Raw genomic sequence first — 19383 nt, forward strand, 5'->3', positions numbered from 1 at the left:
GATTCAACTGCTCAGCGAACCTGGTCCACGTCGACGAGGTCGACGCGGATCCCCCGGCCGCCGATGGCGCCCACGACGGTACGCAGAGCACGTGCGGTGCGGCCGTTGCGGCCGATCACCTTGCCGAGGTCGTCGGGGTGAACCCGGACCTCGAGCACCTGCCCGCGGCGCAGGTTGCGCGAGGCGACCTGCACGTCGTCGGGGTTGTCCACAATGCCCTTTACGAGGTGCTCAAGAGCCTCCTCGAGCATGCTCAGGCCTCGGTCGACTCGGCGGCGGCCTCAGCCTCGTCCGCCTTCTTGTCGGCCTTCTTCGCCTTCTGGGTGATGGCCTCGCCCTTGGCGTCGCCACCTTCCAGGGTCTTGGCGAACTCGTCGAAGGAACGACGCTTGTCTTCCTTCGTCGCCGGCTGCAGCAGCGGCGCGGGGGCGGGGAGGCCCTTGTGGGCCTGCCAGTCACCGGTCAGCTTCAGGATGGCGAGCACAGCCTCGGTGGGCTGGGCGCCGACGGACAGCCAGTACTGCGCACGCTCGGCGTTGACCTCGATGCGCGACGGGTTGTAGGTCGGGTGGTAGATACCGATCTCTTCGATCGCGCGACCGTCCCGACGGGTACGGGCGTCGGCGACGACGATGCGGTAGTGCGGCTGGCGAATCTTGCCGAGGCGCTTGAGCTTGATCTTGACTGCCACTGGAGTGGTGTCTCCTGAACTTGACGTGGTTGGGCACATGAGATGCCACGTGGGGTTGCGGTACTCGGGTGCCCGATGGACGCGTCAGCCGGAGGAGAGAGGGGTCCTATGCGACTGTCGAGTACAGCTAGCCATTGTGCCATACGCCTGCGGCGGGCTCAGCCGCGAGATGCCCCGCACCGAAACGGGGGCCGCAGGCCCGGGCCGGGCGCCTGCCGGCCTCCCGAACGTCCGGTCGCCCGCCGACGAGGGCGTGGGACCCGCCGCGGGCCCGGCACGTTCGCCCTCGCGCTCCCTCCCCGCAGCGCCGCGGCTCAGGAGGCCGCGGCGATGGCCACCTCGGGGATGCGGAAGGGCTTCATGCAGCCTCCGCACACGATCGGGGCCTGGGCCAGGACCGAGGGGACCACGCGGACGTTGCGCCCGCAGTCGCAGACCGCCTTGACCCGGACGCCGCCGCCGGACGAGCCGTGGCGGGCTGCCGGGCCTCGGAAGCTGCGCTTCGTGTCGGCGGCGGTGGCGGCCGTGTGGGCCTTCAGGGCGCGCTGCAGTCGCTCGATCGTCGGGCGGTAGCGCTTCTTCGCCTCGGGGTTGAGCGTGACCAGCGAGAAGCCGCTGCTGGCATGCGGCTCTTCGGAGTGGTCCAGCCCCATCTCCTCGGCGATCGCGAGGAATCTGCGGTTGTGGTAGCGGCCGGCGCGAGAGGTGTCGCGGACTCCGCGGGCGGCTGCGATGCCGTGGACTGCCTCGTGCAGCAGTCGCTCGAAGGAGAGCTCGGCGCCACAGGCGGACGAGGACTCTCCGATCAGGGACTCGGGCGCGGCAAGGTCAGGCAGCTCGGGGTGGTACCGCTGAATGTCGGCCCACGCCTGCGCCAGCTCTGCGGCGAGAACAGGTGGTGTCGTGCTCACGTCGTGACAACGAGCCGGGGTGCCCGGGTGTTCCGATTCCGGGCCATTCCAAATTTTTTGCACGTACCAGTCAGTTCAGTCTCATGCGTCCCGACGAGGACGGGTGCGCCGATCTCAGGAGGAGTCGGTACGTAACGACGACTACACCCCGGCGCGCGGCACGGGCCGCACGCCGGGGTGTGGAAGCGGATCAGTACGAGCGCGCGACGATCGCGAGGGTGCCGGGGGCGTCGTCCGCCTCCGGGACCGACCCGTCCTCGGCGATCAGGCAGCGCACGGAGACGGCCTGCTCGGCCAGCTTCGCCTCGCCCTCCGGACCGAGGTCGGCCCACGGGATGCGCGCCCAGCCGCCGGCGATGGCGGCCTCCGCGGCCTCCTCGATGGTCGCGACGTCGGACGTACGCGACTCGCGGCGCTCGCGGGACTCGCGCAGCAGCTGCGCCTGGTCCTCGTCCAGCACCTTGGGCAGCAGGTCGAGCAGCTCGGTGATCTGCACCGGCTCCTTGCCGCCCGGGATGCGGCGGGCCAGCATCGCGGTGCCGTTCTCCAGGTCGCGCGGGCCGATCTCGATGCGGACCGGTACGCCCTTGAGCTCCCAGTCCACGGCGCGGCGGCCGAACGGGGTGTCGACGCGGTCGTCGACGTGCACGCGGATGCCGGCGGCCTTCAGCTGGTCGCCCAGCTCACGGACCTTCGCCACGGCCTCGTCGCCCTTGATCGCCATGACGACGACCTGGACGTGCGCGAGCCGCGGCGGGACGCGCAGGCCGTTGTCGTCGCCGTGGGACATGATCAGGCCGCCGACCATGCGGGTCGAGACGCCCCACGAGGTCTGCCAGACGAGCTCCTGCTTGCCTTCCTTCGACAGGTACTGCGTGTTGAAGGCCTTGGCGAAGTTGGTGCCGAGCTCGTGGCTGGTGCCCAGCTGCAGGGCCTTGCCGTCGCCCATCATGCCCTCGAGGGTGAGGGTGTTGATGGCGCCGGCGAAGCGCTCCTTGGCGGTCTTGCGGCCGAGCACGACGTCGATGCCGAGCACGTTCGTCATGAAGTCGCCGTAGACGTCCGTGTGGATCCGGGCGGCGTAGTCGCGGGCGTCCTCGTAGGTGGCGTGGGCCGTGTGGCCCTCCTGCCAGAGGAACTCGCTCGTACGGAGGAACACCCGCGGGCGCATCTCCCAGCGGACCACGTTGGCCCACTGGTTGATCAGCAGGGGCAGGTCGCGGTAGCTCTGGACCCACTTGGAGAAGTAGTCGTTGATGATCGTCTCGGAGGTGGGCCGGACGACGACCGGCTCTTCGAGCTCCTTGCCACCGCCGTGCGTGACGACGGCGAGCTCGGGGGCGAAGCCCTCGACGTGCTCCGCTTCCTTCGTCAGGTACGACTGCGGGATGAACAGCGGGAAATAAGCGTTCTGGGCGCCCGCGTCCTTGATGCGCGCGTCCATCTCCTGCTGCATCCGCTCCCACAGGCCGTAGCCGTACGGTCGGATGACCATGGTGCCGCGGACCGGACCGTTGTCGGCCAGCTCGGCCTTGTTGATCAGATCCTGGTACCAGCGGGGGAAATCCTCCGCCTGCGGGGTGAGAACGGGTGCCTTTGCCATGGCGCGAATGGTACGGCGCCTCGCGCGTCGAGCGTGAATCGGGTGGCGCGCTCCTCTGGACGCGGGGGCGAATGGGGAGTTCTCTGGCAACGGGGGCAAGGGGGCGAGACGGAATCAGGAGCGCTCTTTCGATGACACCGACGCCGACGGCGACGCTCGTCGCCCGGGACTGGGCGGAGATCCAGGAACGGATGCTGGTACCGCTGTACGAAGCGGTCTACGACCGGCTGGAGGTCGGGCCGGGCGACCGGCTGCTGGGCCTCGACTGCGGGGCCGGCCTGCCCCTGCTGCTGGCGGCCGGGCGCGGAGCCTCGGCCACGGGCGTGGAGGCGGATCCCGCGCGGCGCGCGCTGGCCCGCGAGCGGCTGCTGGAGGTGCTGGCGGCCCCGCCCTCGGCGCCCGAGGCGAACCGCCCCTACGACGCCCTGCTGGCCTTCTCGCCCACGCCGGCGGCCCTCGCCTCGGCCATGCCCGCGGTACGCCGCGGCGGGGCCGTGGTGCTGGCCGACTGGGGCCCCGCGGAGCGCTGCACGGTGCCGTCGGTCCTCGGCGGCGGTCCGGCGCCGAGGGACCTGGACGCGCTGGTGGAGCGGGCCGGGCTGCGGCCGGACGGGTCGGGGCGGGTGTTCTGCCCGTTCGGGTACGCGGACGTGGACAGCGCGGTACGGGGGCTGGTGTCGACCGGGCTCTACGACGCGGCCGCGGATCCGGCGCTGGCGGAGAAGGAACTGGCCGAGGCGCTTCACCCGTTCGAGCGGTCCGACGGCGCCGTGTGGCTGCCGAACATCTTCCGGTACGTGATCGCCCGGGTGGCGTAACGGCGGCGCCTCAGTCGGCGCCGTGCGCCTTCGTCAGCCGGGGGATGCCCGCGGCGGCGTAGGCGGCCGGTTCGTCCAGGGTCTCGTTGGCGAGGAGGGCCTCGGCCAGCGCGTCGAGCTTCGTACGGTGCTCGCGCAGCAGGCGGCAGGCCTCCTCGTAGCACTCGTCGACGATCCGGCGCATCTCGTGGTCCACGGCGTCGAGGGTGGCGGGGGCGGCGGACAGGCCGTAGGGGCCCCCTCCGTCGGTCGGGATGGCGGTGAGCTTTCCGACGCGGTCGCTCATGCCCCAGCGGCCGACCATGCCGCGGACGATGTTGGTGACCTGTTCGAGGTCGTTCTCCGCGCCCGTGGTGATGACGTCGTAGACGACGTGCTCGGCGGCCATTCCGCCCAGCGCTCCGATGATGCGGCCGCGCAGGTACTCCTCGGTGTACGCGTACCGGTCGGCGTCGGGGGTCGAGAGGGTGACGCCGAGGGCGCGGCCGCGGGGGACGATGGTGATCTTGCGGACCGGGTCGGCGCCCGGCTGGAGCATGCCCAGGAGGGCGTGTCCGCTCTCGTGGTAGGCCGTCCGGCGGCGCTCCTCCAGCGGCATGACCAGGGACCGCTCCGCGCCGAGCTGGACCTTCTCCAGGGCGTCCGACAGGTCGGACTGGGTGACCTGGTCCTGTCGGCGTTTGACGGCCAGCAGCGCGGCCTCGTTGGCCAGGTTGGCCAGTTCGGCGCCGGTCATGCCGGGGGTGGTGCGGGCCACCTGGGCCAGGTCGACGCTCTCGGCGAGCGGGATGTCCCGGGTGTGGATGCGCAGGATGGCCTCGCGGCCGCCCCGGTCGGGCGGGGAGACGACCACCGTGCGGTCGAAGCGCCCGGGGCGGGTGAGCGCCGGGTCCAGGACGTCCGCCCGGTTGGTGGCGGCGAGGACGACCACGCCCTCCGAGCCCGAGAAGCCGTCCATCTCGGTGAGGATCTGGTTCAGGGTCTGCTCGCGCTCGTCGTGGCCGCCCATGGCCGCGCCGCCGCCCCGGACCCGCCCGATGGTGTCGATCTCGTCGATGAAGATGATCGCGGGGGCCACCTTGCGCGCCTCGCCGAAGAGTTCCCGCACCCGGGACGCGCCGACGCCGACGATCATCTCGATGAACTCCGAGGCGGAGGCGGAGAAGAACGGCACCCCGGCCTCGCCCGCGACCGCCCGCGCGAGGAGGGTCTTTCCGGTGCCGGGCGGGCCCGAGAGGAGGACGCCGCCGGGCATCCGGGCGCCCAGCCTCCGGTACTCCTGCGGGTTCTTGAGGAAGTCGACGACGTCGTTGAGCTCCCCCTCGACCTCGTCGATTCCGGCCACGTCGTCGAAGGTGGTGCGCTTGGCACCCGCCTCCAGCTCCACCGGCTTGGGCGGGGCCTTGCGGCCCAGTCCGCCCATGCCGCCCATCCCGGCGCTCATCCGCCGGGCGATGAACACCCACAGCAGGACCAGCAGCAGCATCGGGGCGAGGGAGAGCAGCAGGTTGGCGAGGAAGCTGCGCTGCACGACGACCGGCGAGGCGGTCACGTTCACGTTCTGCTTGGTGAGGTCGGCCCACAGGTCGTCGTCGGCGAAGGCCGGGCGCTGACTGACGAACTTGGTGTAGTCGCCCTTGCCTCCGTCGGGCAGCGGCTGCTTGGCCTTCAGCTCACCCTGGATGGCGTCGCCCTTGGAGTAGATCTTCGAGACGTTGCCGTTCGCGACCTGCTTGCTGAATTCGGTGTAGGAGATCGTCGGCTCGTCGCCCTCGTTGAAGAAGGACAGCACCAGGTTGGTGATCAGGTAGACGATCAGGGCGGCGAGGATCAGCCCCCGCCAGCCGCCCGGCATCCTCTTCTTCGGCGCGGGGGCGGGTGGTGCGCCCTCCGAGCGCCAGGGCGTATCGGCCCTGTCGCGGGGCGGTACGGGGGTGGGGCTGGGCACGGGGCGCCTCCTTCTGCCATCCTCCCGGCCGACGATAAGCGACAAACCCACCCATTGCCCCCGCAGGAAGCGGAAGGCCCCGGCTGTGTGAACACAGCCGGGGCCAACGCTCGCGTACCCGCGTACGCCCTACTTCATGAACTTCTTGAACTCGTCCGGAAGGTCGAAGTCCTGCCCCGGCTGCCCACCGGTGGGAAGACCGAAGGGGTTGCCGCCGGCCGCGGGCTCGATCGCCTGCGGGCCCTGCTCGCGGCGGGCGGCCGCCGCGGCCTCCTCTTCCCTGCGCTTCATCGGGTTGCCGCTCTTGCGCTTGCCCTTGGCCTGCTTGACCTGCTTCTTCTGCCGGCCGGGGCCGCCGCCCATCCCGGGGATGCCGGGCATGCCCGGCATGCCGCCGCCCTGGGCCATGCGGGACATCATCTTGCGGGCGTCGAAGAACCGCTCGACGAGCGACTTGACGGCGCTGACCTCGGTGCCGGAGCCCTTGGCGATACGGGCGCGGCGCGAGCCGTTGATGATCGTCGGGTCCTGGCGCTCGGCCGGGGTCATCGACTTGATGATCGCGGCGGTGCGGTCCACGTCGCGCTCGTCGATGTTGTTGATCTGGTCCTTGATCTGCCCCATGCCGGGGAGCATGCCGAGCAGCTTGGAAATGGAGCCCATCTTGCGGACCTGCTCCATCTGGGCCAGGAAGTCGTCGAGCGTGAACTCCTTCGGGCCCTTGGCGAGCTTGGCCGCCATCTTCTCGGCCTCGGCCTGCGAGAAGGTCTTCTCGGCCTGCTCGATGAGGGTGAGCATGTCACCCATGTCGAGGATCCGGCCCGCCATGCGGTCCGGGTGGAAGGCGTCGAACTCGTCGAGCTTCTCGCCGTTCGAGGCGAACATGATCTGCTTGCCGGTGACGTGCGCGATGGAGAGCGCGGCACCGCCTCGGGCGTCACCGTCGAGCTTGGAGAGCACCACGCCGTCGAAGCCGACGCCGTCGCGGAAGGCCTCGGCGGTGTTGACCGCGTCCTGACCGATCATGGCGTCGACGACGAAGAGGATCTCGTCGGGCGAGACCGCGTCGCGGATGTCCGCGGCCTGCTGCATCAGCTCGGCGTCGATGCCGAGGCGGCCGGCGGTGTCGACGATGACGATGTCGTGCTGCTTGGTCCGCGCGTACTCGACGGAGTCCTTGGCGACCTGGACCGGGTCGCCGACGCCGTTGCCGGGCTGCGGGCCGTAGAACGCCACGCCGGCGCGGTCGGCGACGACGGAGAGCTGGTTGACGGCGTTGGGGCGCTGGAGGTCGCAGGCGACGAGCAGCGGGGTGTGACCCTGCCCCTTCAGCCAGAGGCCGAGCTTGCCGGCGAGGGTGGTCTTACCGGCACCCTGGAGACCGGCCAGCATGATCACGGTGGGCGCGGTCTTGGCGAAGCGCAGCCGCCGGGTCTCGCCGCCCAGGATCGTGACGAGCTCGTCGTTGACGATCTTCAGGACCTGCTGGCCGGGGTTCAGCGCCTTGCTGACCTCTTCGCCGCGGGCGCGTTCCTTGACGTTCGCGATGAAGGAGCGGACGACCGGGAGGGCGACGTCGGCCTCGAGGAGGGCGATACGGATTTCCCGGGCCGCGGAGTCGATGTCAGCCTCGGACAGCCGGCCTTTGCCGCGCAGGCCCTTGAAGGTATTCGCCAAGCGGTCGGAGAGCGTATCGAACACGGTGGTCGCGATTCCTCGGGTCGGGGGCGGTGTGGTGTCCACCAGGGTATCGGGCCGCGCAACGTGGTGACCCCGGCGGCCCATTTCCCCTCCGGGCCCGCGCCGCCGGGCCGCTGCCGCTGCGCGGGGCCTTCCCCTACCCCGCCCGTTCCCGAACCGGGGCTTGCGCCCCCGGCCGGCCGCTCCCGGGGCTCCGCCCCGGACCCGGCGGGGGCTCCGCCCCCGAGCCCTCCACGCCTCAAACGCCGGCGAGGCTGGATGTTCCAGCCTGCCCGGCGTTTGAGGGCACGGGCGCGCAGCGCACGTACGGGGTCCGGGGCGGAGCCCTGGGGAACGGTGGAAGGGCGGGTAGGGGACTGCCCCGCGCAGCGGCCCACCCGCTACGCCAGGGCCGACGCCACCAGTCCGGCCAGGGCAGCCGCGTCCGCGGGGTCCAGCGGCTTGCCCTCCGGTGTCGTGACGTACAGGGTGTCCACCGCGTTCGCGCCCAGCGTCGAGACGTGCGCGCTGCGGACCCGCACCCCGCCGGACTCGAGGGCCCGCCCGATCCGGTGCAGCAAGCCCACGGCGTCCGGCGCGCGGACCTCCAGGACGGTGGCCAGCGAGGAGACGTCGGCGACGACGGTGACGCGGGGCGGCGGGGGCACCACCCCGCGCCGCCGCGGGTACGCGGCCTCGCGGTCGGCCAGCTTCGCCGGGACGTCGAGCGAGCCGTCCAGCGCGCGGACCAGGTCGGTCCGCAGCCTGGCCGCCTGCGGCAGCGAGCCGTACTCCGCGGCCACCCGCCAGCGGAACACCAGGACCTCGCCCAGCTGGTCCGGGAGCTCCGTGGAGCGCAGGTCCGCCGCCCGTACGGTGAGCCGGTGCAGGGCCAGTACCCCGGCCACCGCCGGGAGCACCCCCGGCTGGTCGGGAACGGCCACCACGAGTTCCACGCCGACCGCGTCCTCCTCGTGCCGGGCCTGCAGCGCCAGCACCGGCTCGCCCGTGCGCAGCGCCTCCACCGCGAGGCGTTCCTGCTCCGTCGTCGGGATCTCCGGCTCCCCCGCCGCGGGCGCGGTGCCGCGCAGGACCGCCGCGGCCCTTGCGACGAGGTCCGCCACGAGGGAGCCGCGCCAGGCGCTCCACGCGGCCGGCCCCGTGGCCAGGGCGTCCGCCTCCGTGAGGGCGTGCAGTATCTCCAGCGTGCCCACCGATCCGACGGCCTCGGCGACCGTGCGGACGGTCGCCGGGTCGTCCAGGTCACGCCGGGTCGCGGTGTCGATCAGCAGCAGGTGGTGGCGTACGAGCGTGCCCAGGACGGCGGCGTCCCGCTCGTCGAAGCCGACCCGGGCGGCGACGTCGCGGGCGATCGTCTCGCCGGCCACCGAGTGGTCCCCGGGCCAGCCCTTGCCGATGTCGTGCAGGAGGGCGGCCATGAGCAACAGGTCGGGGCGGCCGACCCGGCGGGTGAGGGCCGAGGCGCGCACCGCCGTCTCGATGAGGTGCCGGTCCACCGTCCAGGTGTGGACGGGGTTGCGCTGGGGGCGGCACCGCACCCGCTCCCAGTCGGGCAGCAGCCGGCCGATCAGGCCTTCCGCCTCCAGCGCCTCCCACACGGCCACGGTCGGCTCGCCCGCGCCCAGCAGCGTCACCAGCTGTTCGCGGGCCTCGGCCGGCCACGGCACCGGGAGCGGTTTCGCCTGCACGGCGAGCCGCCGTACGGCGTGGGGCGAGACGGGAAGGCCCGCCTGCGCGGCGGCCGCGGCGAAGCGGAGCGCCAGCACGGGGTCGTGGTCGGGGCGTGCGGCCAGGGCCAGTACGGCCTCGCCGTCGGACTCCACGACCCCGTCGGCGAGCGGTGCCCGCGCGGCCGCCGGGGCGCCCCGGGTGCCGAGCAGCCCGCGGAGCCTGGGGCGGGCGGAGCGCGCCCGCAGCACCCGGCCGACCTCGCGCCAGGTCACGTCACCGGCGTACGAGACCACGCGCGCGGCCTCGTACACCTCGCGGAGCAGCGCGTCGGCGTCGAGCAGCCCGAGCTGCGCGGCGACCTGGTCCTGTTCCTGGAGGGAGAGCCGGTCGGTGGCGCGGCCCGTGACGAGGTGGAGGGCGTCGCGGGCGTCGAGGAGCCTGCGCCGGGCCTGGGCGAGGCCTTCGCGCGGGGCGTCCGCCAGCCAGGACGCGGCGACGGCCCGGAGCGCGGTGATGTCGCGCAGGCCGCCGCGGGCCTCCTTGAGGTCGGGTTCGAGGAGGAAGCGCAGTTCCCCGGAGCGTTCGGCCCGGTCGCGGCAGAGGGAGTGCAGTTGCGGGAGCCTCTTGGCGGCCTGGTTGCGCCAGTCGGCCAGGACGGAGGTGCGCAGGCCGGCAAGGAGGCCGGCGTCGCCGGCGACGGAGCGGGCGTCGAGCAGCCCGAGGTGCACCTTGAGGTCCTCGGAGGCGGTCTTGCGGGCCTCGGCGGGGGTCCGTACCGAGTGGTCCAGGGCGAGGCCGAGGTCCCACACCGGGTACCAGAGGCGGTCGGCGAGCGCGCCGAGGGCCCGCGGTTCGGCCTTGCCGTCGTGCAGCAGCACCAGGTCGAGATCGCTGCGGGGGGAGAGTTCGGCCCTGCCGTATCCGCCGACCGCGACCAGCGCGGCGCCGCGCACGCCCGTCTCGCGGACGGCGGTCGTGAACAGGGCGTTCAGCCAATCGTCGGTCAGCCCGGCCAGCGCGGAACGCCGCGAAGGCCCGGACCGCGACTCCTCCTGGAGGAGTCGCAGCCGGGCCGCGGCGTATCCGCTGGGTCCCGAGTCGGCCGTGTGGTCCGTGGATTCTTCGACGCTCGTCACCCGGGAGCTCCCAATCACCTAGAGCGCGTCAGCGCCGCGCTCGCCAGTGCGGACCCGTACGACCGAGTCCACGGGGACGCTCCACACCTTGCCGTCGCCGATCTTGCCGGTGGCGGCCGCGCTGACGATGACGTCGATCAGCTGCTCGGCGTCGTCGTCGGCGACCAGTACCTCGATGCGGATCTTGGGGACGAGGTCGACCTGGTACTCGGCGCCGCGGTAGACCTCGGTGTGACCGCGCTGGCGGCCGTAGCCACTGGCCTCGGTGACCGTGAGCCCCTGGACTCCGAAGGTCTGGAGGGCTTCCTTGATCTCGTCCAGCTTGTGCGGCTTGACGATCGCGGTGATCAGCTTCATGCGTCAACCTTCTTGCTCGCGGCGGCGGAGGGGGCGGGGACGGCGGTGTTCCGCGAGGCCGCACCGCCACCGGCTCCGCTGAAGTCGTAGGCGGTCTCGGCGTGTTCGACCTGGTCGATGCCGGCGACCTCGTCGTCCTCGGTGACCCGCATTCCGATGGTCTTGTCGAGCAGGAAGGCGAGCAGCGCGGACGCCACCAGAGAGTAGGCGAGGACGGAGAAGACTCCGATGGCCTGCTTGCCGAGCTGTTCGAGGCCGCCGCCGTAGAAGAGGCCGGCCGCGTCGGACTGGACCCCGCCGGTGGCGAAGAAGCCCACGAGCAGCGAGCCGATGACACCGCCGACGAGGTGGACGCCGACCACGTCGAGGGAGTCGTCGTAGCCGAACTTGTACTTGAGGCCGACGGCCATGGCGCAGACGACACCGGCGATGGCGCCGATGGCGATCGCCCCGAGCGGGGAGCAGGAGCCGCCGGAGGGGGTGATGGCGACGAGGCCCGCGACGGCGCCGGAGGCGGCGCCCAGGGTGGTGAAGGAGCCGTGGCGCAGCTTCTCGTAGCCGAGCCAGGCGAGCATGGCGGCGGCGGTGGCGACCTGGGTGTTGACGAACATGACCGCGCCCACGCCGTCGTCGTTGCCGAGCCAGGAGCCGGCGTTGAAGCCGAACCAGCCGAACCACAGCAGGCCGGCGCCGAGCATCACCAGGGGCAAGCTGTGCGGGCGCATCGGGTCCTTCTTGAAGCCGACGCGCTTGCCGATGACCAGGATCACGCCGAGGGCGGCGGCGCCGGCGTTGATGTGGACGGCGGTGCCGCCCGCGAAGTCGATGACGCCGAGCTCGAAGAGCCAGCCGCCGGCTCCCCATACCCAGTGGGCGACGGGGAAGTAGACGACGGTGACCCACAGGGCGGTGAAGAGGGCCCAGGCGCTGAACTTCACGCGGTCGGCGAGGGCGCCGCTGATCAGCGCGGGGGTGATGACGGCGAACATCAGCTGGAAGACGGCGAAGACGTAGACCGGGATGGTGTACCCGTCCCACAGCTCGGTGATCCCGATGCCGCTGAGGCCCACGTAGTCGGAGTTCCAGCCGATGAGGGAGCCGGAGTCGGTGCCGAAGGCGAGGCTGAAGCCGTAGAGGACCCAGAGGATCGTGACGATCCCGAGGCTGATGAAGCTCATCATCAGCATGTTGAGGCTGCTCTTGACGCGGACCATGCCTCCGTAGAAGAAGGCGAGTCCCGGGGTCATCAGCATGACCAGGGCGGAGCAGATGAGCATGAACCCGGTGTTCGCGGCAGACAGCGTCGGGGCGTCTGCCGCGAGGGTCGTGATGGCTGATGCCATCGGCGTCTCCTCGTCGTCGGTACGTTCGCGTGCGGGCGATCGTGAAAACCTGAGCGGCGGCGTGTAAGAACTGGCCGGTTATTGGCCCTGAGATTCGCGCAGGCCGGTTTCCGGCGGCGCCGCTCGGTGTTTCGTGCCGATGACGAAGCGGTCGGACGTGTTACGCGTCCATGAACTGGTGGTTCTTGCAGAACCGGCCGCGGCAGTACCCGGACGTCCTGGCTGGGGGAGCCTGATCGGGCTTCACGGGGTGATCTGCCGCGGCCGGGGCCTTGGGGCGGCCGCGCGGGCCGTCAGACGGCCTCCGCGGCTTCGGGGAGGCGAGAGGCGAGGTGATCGGTGAGCCGGACGATCTCGGCGACGTCGCCGTACTCACGGGCGGCGGTGTCGACGGTCTTGCGCAGCCGGGTGTTCACCCGTTCGGACCGCACCTTTCCCGCCACGTCCAGGGCCCGGTCGACGAGGACCGCGGCCTGTTCGGGCTCGCGCTGGAGCAGGTGGACGGTGGCCATGCCGATGAGGTTGAGGGCGTAGGAGCGCTGGTGCTCCTGGTCCTTTTCGAAGAGTTCGACGGCCCGCTCCATGACGGGTTCGGCGAGGGAGGCGTACATCGGGCTGCGGCCGGCGACGTAGGCCAGGTCGCGGTACGAGTGGGAGTTCTCGCCGTTCAGCTCGGCCTCGGAGAAGAAGCGGATCCAGTCGGGCTCGGGCTCGCCCGCGAAGCCGACGTCGCCGAAGGTGTCCTCGGCCATCCGGACGGCCCGCTTGCAGCGGCTGGGCTGGCCCATGTTGGCGTAGGCGCGGGCCTCCATCGCATACAGCATGGCCTGGGTGCGCGGGCCGGCGCAGTCGCGGCTGCCGTACTGCGCGAGGTGGATGAGTTCCAGGGCGTCCTCGGGGCGGCCGAGGTGGATCATCTGGCGGCTCATGCCGGAGAGGATGTACGAGCCCAGCGGCTTGTCCCCGGCCTCCTTCGCGGCGTGCAGCGCGAGGACGAAGTACTTCTGGGCGGTGGGGTGCAGGCCGATGTCGTAGCTCATCCAGCCGGCCAGTTCGGCGAGCTCCGCGGCGACCTTGAAGAGCCGCTTCATGACGGGTGCCGGGTGGTTCTCCTGCAGCAGGTCGGTGACCTCGTGGAGCTGGCCGACGACCGCCTTGCGGCGCAGCCCGCCCCCGCACTGGGCGTCCCACTGGCGGAACATCACGGTGGTGGCGTCGAGCAGGTCGAGTTCCGGTTCGGAGAGCCGGGGCGGGCGGTGGCCGCCGAGGGCCCCCGCCGCCCCCGCCGACCCTGCCCGGAGCGGTCCCGGGTCGGCGGCCGGGACCGGGACGAGCCAGCGCTGCATGGGCTCGATGAGGGCGGGGCCGGCGGAGAGGGCGAGCGAGGTCCCGAGGAAGCCGCGACGGGCCAGCATGAGGTCGCTGCGGGAGAACTCGCCGAGCAGCTCGACCGTCTGCGGGCCGGCCCAGGGCAGGTCGACGCCGGAGACGGAGGGGGTCTGGTGGGCGGTGCGCAGGCCGAGCTGCTCGATGGCGACGACGGAGCCGAAGCGCTCGGAGAACAGCTCGGAGAGGATGCGCGGGACGGGCTCGCGGGGCTGTTCGCCGTCGAGCCAGCGGCGGACCCGCGAGGTGTCCGTGCTGATGTGGTGGGCGCCCATCTGGCGGGCCCGGCGGTTGACCTGGCGGGCGAGTTCGCCCTTGGACCAGCCGCTGCGGACGAACCACGAGGTCAGCTGTTCGTTGCGCGCGGCAGCGTCGTCCATCGTTCCGCTTGCGCCGTTGCCGCTCACTGGAACGCCCCCATCCGCTCAGCCTCTTCCACACGAAACCCTGGCCGTGGCGCCGAGCGCCACCACGGACCTTCACAGGTCCTCCACAGATTGCCTCCGGCATACCCACGGACGGGCCCGCCTTCGGGGTTCGTGCACTGAAAGTAATCCTACGATCACCCCTCCGGCGAGGTCGATTCCAGAAACGCCACCATTCGCCACCCCTTCGAATGAACTCGCCACCGGCCAGGCGCGATTCACTTGACATCGAGGTGAAAACGGATCGGTTGGACTGGGGTGCGGTCGGGGCGCGCGCGGCGAGGAGTGCGCCTGGGGGTCCCTCCCGGACGGAGTCTGGGGGAGCGACCACGAGCCCACCGCAGCAGGTCCCACCGGCCTCGTAACCACCGGCGCGTCCGACCCGTTGGAGGGGGCATGGGCATGGGCTTCACGATCGGCGGCAGCCGCGGCACCAAGGAGTTCCGTTCGGGCGCCCGGCGCCGCGGCCGGACCTCGGAGTGCACGGCGGTGGCGGAGTACACCGGACTGTGGGGTTGGGACGTGGTCCCCGGCGCGCGGGCCGCCGCGCCCGCCCGCGACTGCTCCTGCGGGGACGCGCACTGCACCGCTCCCGGGGCTCACCCGCTGCCCTTCGCCCCCACGGTGAAGGGCGGGGCCACGCTGGACGAGGTCACCGAGGCCTGGAGCGACTTTCCGGGCGCGGCGGTACTGCTCCCGGTGGGCCGCTCCTTCGACGTGATCGAGGTTTCCGAGGAGGCCGGGCGGCGCGCCCTGGTGCGGCTGGAGCGGATGGGCCTGCCGCTGGGCCCGGTGGTGGCGACCCCGGACGGCCGGGCCCAGTTCTTCGTGGCGCCTGGCGCTGCGGCCGAGCTGCCGCAGCTGCTGTACCGGATGGGCTGGGACGACGCCGATCTCGACCTGTGCGCCCTGGGCGACGGGGCCTTCGTCACGGTCCCGCCCTCCGACCGGGCCGGGCTCGGGCAGGTGGGCTGGCTGCGGCCGCCCGCACTGGACAGCGCGGGGGGCCCGCCGCAGGCCCGGCTGCTGCTGGGCACCCTCGCCTACATCTGCCACCGCTCCCGCCGCTAGCCCCCGGTCACGGCGGTGCCCCCGCGTTCCGAGGGGAACGCGGGGGCACCGGTGTGCGTACGGGCTGCGCTCAGTCGCCGATCAGGGCGTCCACGAACGCCTCCGGCTCGAACGGCGCCAGGTCGTCCGCGCCCTCGCCGAGGCCGACGAGCTTGACGGGGACGCCCAGCTCGCGCTGGACGGCGACGACGATGCCGCCCTTGGCCGTGCCGTCGAGCTTGGTCAGCACGATGCCGGTGATGTCCACGACCTCGGCGAAGACCCGGGCCTGGGTCAGGCCGTTCTGTCCGGTGGTGGCGTCCAGGACCAGCAGGATCTCGTCCAGCGGGCCGTGCTTCTCCACGACGCGCTTGACCTTGCCGAGCTCGTCCATGAGGCCGGTCTTGGTGTGCAGCCGGCCGGCGGTGTCGATGAGCACCACGTCGGCGCCCTCGGCGATGCCCTCCTTGACCGCGTCGTAGGCGATCGAGGCCGGGTCGCCGCCCTCGGGGCCGCGCACGGTGCGGGCACCGACGCGGTCGCCCCAGGTCTGGAGCTGGTCGGCGGCGGCCGCACGGAAGGTGTCGGCCGCGCCGAGCACCACGCTGCGGCCGTCGGCGACGAGCACCCGGGCGAGCTTGCCGGTGGTGGTGGTCTTGCCGGTGCCGTTGACGCCGACGACCATGATCACGCCGGGGGTGTCCTCGCCGCTCTCCGTCTTCACGACGCGGTCGAAGTCGGTGCCGACCAGGGTCAGCAGCTCCTCCTTGAGCAGGGCGCGCAGGTCCGCGGGGGTGCGGGTGCCGAGCACCTTGACCCGCTCGCGGAGCCGGTCGACGAGCTCCTGGGTCGGTACGACACCGACGTCGGCGACGAGCAGGGTCTCCTCGATCTCCTCCCAGGTGTCCTCGTCGAGGTGCTCCCGGGAGAGCAGCGTGAGCAGCCCCTTGCCGAGGGAGTTCTGCGACCGGGCGAGTCGGGCGCGCAGCCTGACCAGGCGGCCGGCCGTGGGCTCGGGCACCTCGATCACGGGCGCGGCCGGGGCCTCCGGCTCCGCGACCGGCACTGCGGGAGCCTCGGCCTCCGCCTCGGGGAGGACGACCTCCTCGATGGTGCGGCGCGGCTCTTCCGCCGTCTCTACGGCGTCCTCCCCCACCTGCGGTTCCGCGGGAGGGGCAGTGATGGTCGGCGTGCTCGACGGCGCCTGGGGCGGCAGCTGCTTCTTCTTGCGGCTGCTGACCACGAGCCCGCTGATCGCGCCGACCGCGACCAGGGCGATGACAAGGGCGAGAATGAGGATGTCCATAGCCGTTCCAGTATGCGTGACCTCGCGCACGACCCTTCGTTTCACACGGGGGCTGAATGCCTCTAGGGGCCGGGCTGGTCCGTCGCTCGGCTACTTGCCGCGGCGAGAAGCCCCTCGGGGCGGAGTCACAACGTCACCAGTATCGGCTGCGGGACGTCTGGCACCAGGGGCTGTCGCGGCCCATTCAGTGGCGCGACAGCCCCTGACCCTTGCGCGCCTCCCCACCGGACCCAAGAGCCACGACGGCCCCGCGCTGCTGGACACCACGCCGAGCAGCGCCTCGCGCTGGTCGTGGGGCTGCTGCTCACCGCGGTGGACCGGTTCAGCGGGCCGCTGGCCGGCTGAACCGGGAACGGCCTCGGCCGGCCGTCGGCATCCTGGTCTCGGGCGCGCTGTACGCCGTACTGCCGCACGCCCGCCCCGGCCGCGCAGGCGCCCGCCGAGGAGCGGGAGCTCGCCGGATCCCTGTCCAACTGACGCCACGTCAGCTAACGTCCCCCTTCGCCCGCCCACCCACATCCGGCGAAGGGGGACTTCTCCATGCCCATCACCGTGGCCCGGTTCAATCTCGTCGACCCGAACGGCACCCCCGAGTCCCTCTCCGCCCGCTACAAGGCGGCCCTGGAGATGGCCCGGTACGCGGACGACCTCGGGATCGACACCATCCAGACCGAGGAGCACCACGGCACCGGCAACAACTGGCTGCCCTCCCCCTTCGCCTTCGCGGGCGCGGTGTTCGGCGCCACCCGCCGGATCGCCGTCACCGTCTCGGCGATCATCGGCCCGCTGTACGACCCGTTGAAGGTGGCCGAGGACATCGCCGTCCTCGACCTGCTGAGCGGTGGCCGCCTGGTCACCGTCGCGGGCATCGGCTACCGGCCCGAGGAGTACGAGCAGCACGGCGTGGAGTGGGGCCGGCGCGGGAAGCTCCAGGACGAGCTGCTGGAGACCCTGCTGAAGGCGTGGACCGGCGAGCCCTTCGAGTTCCGGGGCCGTACGGTACGGGTCACCCCGCGGCCCTTCACCCAGCCGCATCCGATGCTCCTGGTCGGCGGCAGCTCGGAGGCGGCGGCCCGGCGCGCGGCCCGGCTGGGGCTGCCGTTCTTCCCCAGCGCGCACCTGCCGGAGCTGGAGGCGTACTACAACGCGAAGCTGACCGAGTACGGCACGGAGGGCTTCTGCATGATGCCCGCGGCCGAGACCCCGCTGCTGCACATCGCGGAGGATCCCGACCAGGTCTGGGCCGAGCACGGCGAGCGCTTCCTGCACGAGGCGGGCATGTACGCCTCCTGGCAGAACAAGGACATCCGCAGCGCCGTACGGTCGAACGCGCGCTCGGTGTCGGAGCTGCGCGCGGAGGGCGTGTACCGGATCCTCACCCCGGACGAGGCCGTCTCGTACGCCCGGGGCGCCGGCGAGGCCGGGAACCTGGTCCTGCACCCGCTGTGCGGCGGGATGCCGATCGACGAGGGCTGGCGCAGCCTGCACCTGCTGTGCGAACAGGTACTGCCCCGGCTCAAGGACTGAGCCGGGGCAGTATCGAGGAGACGGGGCGTTGGCGGGGAGTGGTTACCCCATCTCCTCCAGCGCCTTGCCCTTGGTCTCCGGCACCCATTTGAGGATGAAGGGGATCGAGAGCACGGCGAAGACCGTGTAGATGACGTACGCGCCGGACAGGTTCCAGTCCGAGAGGCTCGGGAACGAGACGGTGATGACCCAGTTCGCGATCCACTGGGCGGCGGCGGCGACGCCGAGGGCCGCCGCCCGGATGCGGCCCGGGAACATCTCGCCGAGGAGCACCCAGACCACCACGCCCCAGGACAGGGCGAAGAAGAGGACGAAGCAGTTGGCGGCGACCAGGGCCACGATGCCCTGCGCGTGCGGCAGGGCGATGTCGTCTCCGGCCCCGGACTTGTAGGAGAACGCCCAGGCGGCCAGGCCCAGGGAGATCGCCATGCCGACCGAGCCGATGAGGGCCAGGGGCTTGCGGCCGATGCGGTCCACGAGGGTCATCGCGATCACCGTGCCGACGATGTTCACCACGGAGGTCTCGAAGGAGTACAGGAACGACGCGCTCGGGTCGATGCCGACGGACTGCCACAGCGAGGAGCTGTAGTAGAAGATCACGTTGATGCCGACGAGCTGCTGGAAGACGGACAGGCCGATGCCGATCCAGACGATGGGCAGGAAGCCGAGGCGACCGCCGAGCAGGTCCTTGAAGGTGGACTTGTGCTCGGAGCGCATGGCGTGCTCGATCTCGGCGACGCGTCCGTCGATGTCGGCCCCGCTGCCCTCGACCTCGGCGAGGACCTTCCTGGCCTCGGCGTTGCGGCCGACGGAGATGAGGAACCGCGGGGACTCGGGGATGACGAAGGACATCAGCCCGTAGAGCACGGCCGGGACGACCATCACCCCGAGCATCCACTGCCAGGCTTCCAGGCCGCCGATCTTGCCGCGCTGGTCTCCGTCGGCGAGGTTGAGGATGCCCCAGTTGACGAGCTGCGAGATGGCGATGCCGATGACGATGGCGGCCTGCTGGAAGGAGGCGAGCCGGCCGCGGTAGGCGGGCGGGGACACCTCGGCGATGTAGGCCGGGCCGATGACGGAGGCCATGCCGATGCCGAAGCCGCCGATCACGCGCCACATGGCGAGGTCCCAGAGGGCGAACGGGAGGGCCGATCCGACGGCGCTCGCCGTGAAGAGGACGGCGGCGATCTGCATGCAGCGGATGCGGCCGATCCGGTCGGCGATGCGGCCGGCGGTGGCGGCGCCGATCGCGCAGCCGATCAGCGCGGCGGCGATCACCTGGGCGAGCGCCTCGGAGCCGACGTCGAAGCGGTCGCGGATGGCGACGACGGCGCCGTTGATGACCGAGCTGTCGTAGCCGAAGAGGAAGCCGCCCATCGCCGCGGCGGCGGTGATGAAGATGACGTGGCCGAGGTGGTCGGGGTGCGGCGCGGCCGATCCGCCCGACGCCGATGCCTGCGCTGTGCTGGTCAAGGTGTGCTCCGTGGGGGTTTTGTCCGTCCTACCAGTG

15 protein-coding genes are annotated in these 19383 nt (G+C 71.8%); 3 read left to right on the forward strand and 12 right to left on the reverse strand.

Features of this window, described 5'->3' with window-relative positions; all coding sequences use genetic code 11:
• Positions 1-11: 11 nt before the first annotated feature.
• The 4 genes from ACFV9H_RS17500 to proS all read right to left on the reverse strand — a co-directional run bounded on the left by ACFV9H_RS17500 (position 12) and on the right by proS (position 3205).
• On the reverse strand, positions 12-251 hold the full coding sequence (locus ACFV9H_RS17500) for an RNA-binding protein (protein WP_007266827.1): 240 nt from the start codon (positions 249-251) through the stop codon (positions 12-14).
• 2 nt (positions 252-253) lie between these two features.
• Positions 254-691 carry a 30S ribosomal protein S16 gene (gene rpsP, locus ACFV9H_RS17505; RefSeq protein WP_385398712.1) on the reverse strand — a complete coding sequence of 146 codons (438 nt, stop codon included), beginning with the start codon at positions 689-691 and terminating at the stop codon, positions 254-256.
• Between the two features lie 314 nt (positions 692-1005).
• On the reverse strand, positions 1006-1602 hold the full coding sequence (locus tag ACFV9H_RS17510) for a hypothetical protein (RefSeq protein ID WP_385398715.1): 597 nt from the start codon (positions 1600-1602) through the stop codon (positions 1006-1008).
• 190 nt (positions 1603-1792) lie between these two features.
• A complete protein-coding gene (gene proS, locus ACFV9H_RS17515; protein WP_385398718.1) occupies positions 1793-3205 on the reverse strand; it encodes a proline--tRNA ligase in 1413 nt (470 codons plus the stop codon).
• A 131-nt stretch (positions 3206-3336) separates the two neighbouring features.
• On the opposite strand from proS, the gene ACFV9H_RS17520 reads away from it, so the two are divergent.
• On the forward strand, positions 3337-4023 hold the full coding sequence (locus tag ACFV9H_RS17520) for a methyltransferase type 11 (protein ID WP_385398720.1): 687 nt from the start codon (positions 3337-3339) through the stop codon (positions 4021-4023).
• A gap of 10 nt (positions 4024-4033) precedes the next feature.
• On the opposite strand, the gene ftsH is transcribed toward ACFV9H_RS17520, so the two are convergent.
• The 6 genes from ftsH to ACFV9H_RS17550 all read right to left on the reverse strand — a co-directional run bounded on the left by ftsH (position 4034) and on the right by ACFV9H_RS17550 (position 13945).
• Entirely contained in the window at positions 4034-5878 is a 1845-nt protein-coding gene (ftsH, locus tag ACFV9H_RS17525; RefSeq protein WP_385398794.1) for an ATP-dependent zinc metalloprotease FtsH, read from the reverse strand.
• A 222-nt stretch (positions 5879-6100) separates the two neighbouring features.
• Complete coding sequence (gene ffh, locus ACFV9H_RS17530) at positions 6101-7672, reverse strand: signal recognition particle protein (protein ID WP_385398722.1); 1572 nt, start codon at positions 7670-7672, stop codon at positions 6101-6103.
• A gap of 380 nt (positions 7673-8052) precedes the next feature.
• Positions 8053-10479 (reverse strand): [protein-PII] uridylyltransferase, encoded by a 2427-nt coding sequence (locus ACFV9H_RS17535; protein WP_385398725.1) that lies wholly within the window; start codon positions 10477-10479, stop codon positions 8053-8055.
• A gap of 18 nt (positions 10480-10497) precedes the next feature.
• Positions 10498-10836, reverse strand: a complete 339-nt coding sequence (locus ACFV9H_RS17540; protein ID WP_385398728.1) for a P-II family nitrogen regulator — start codon at positions 10834-10836, stop codon at positions 10498-10500.
• Positions 10833-12179: an ammonium transporter gene (locus tag ACFV9H_RS17545; RefSeq protein ID WP_385398731.1), complete on the reverse strand. Its 1347-nt coding sequence runs from the start codon at positions 12177-12179 to the stop codon at positions 10833-10835. The genes ACFV9H_RS17540 and ACFV9H_RS17545 overlap by 4 nt, the downstream gene beginning before the upstream one ends.
• A 293-nt stretch (positions 12180-12472) precedes the next feature.
• Positions 12473-13945, reverse strand: a complete 1473-nt coding sequence (locus ACFV9H_RS17550; RefSeq protein WP_385398734.1) for a hypothetical protein — start codon at positions 13943-13945, stop codon at positions 12473-12475.
• Positions 13946-14392: 447 nt separating this feature from the next.
• Here ACFV9H_RS17550 and ACFV9H_RS17555 point away from each other — a divergent pair, with 447 nt between their 5' ends.
• On the forward strand, positions 14393-15061 hold the full coding sequence (locus ACFV9H_RS17555) for a bifunctional DNA primase/polymerase (protein ID WP_385398736.1): 669 nt from the start codon (positions 14393-14395) through the stop codon (positions 15059-15061).
• Between the two features lie 70 nt (positions 15062-15131).
• Here the strand turns inward: ACFV9H_RS17555 and ftsY are convergent, their stop codons facing one another.
• Complete coding sequence (gene ftsY, locus ACFV9H_RS17560) at positions 15132-16346, reverse strand: signal recognition particle-docking protein FtsY (RefSeq protein ID WP_385398738.1); 1215 nt, start codon at positions 16344-16346, stop codon at positions 15132-15134.
• 540 nt (positions 16347-16886) lie between these two features.
• On the opposite strand from ftsY, the gene ACFV9H_RS17565 reads away from it, so the two are divergent.
• Complete coding sequence (locus ACFV9H_RS17565; RefSeq protein WP_385398741.1) at positions 16887-17873, forward strand: LLM class flavin-dependent oxidoreductase; 987 nt, start codon at positions 16887-16889, stop codon at positions 17871-17873.
• 42 nt (positions 17874-17915) lie between these two features.
• Here ACFV9H_RS17565 and ACFV9H_RS17570 read toward each other — a convergent pair whose 3' ends face one another.
• The gene (locus tag ACFV9H_RS17570; protein ID WP_385398744.1) at positions 17916-19346 is read right to left on the reverse strand and encodes a sugar porter family MFS transporter; all 1431 of its coding nucleotides are present in this window, start codon (positions 19344-19346) and stop codon (positions 17916-17918) included.
• Between the last annotated feature and the right edge of the window lie 37 nt (positions 19347-19383).

The sequence above is a fragment of the Streptomyces sp. NPDC059874 genome (assembly GCF_042731135.1).
Classification (GTDB): domain Bacteria; phylum Actinomycetota; class Actinomycetes; order Streptomycetales; family Streptomycetaceae; genus Streptomyces.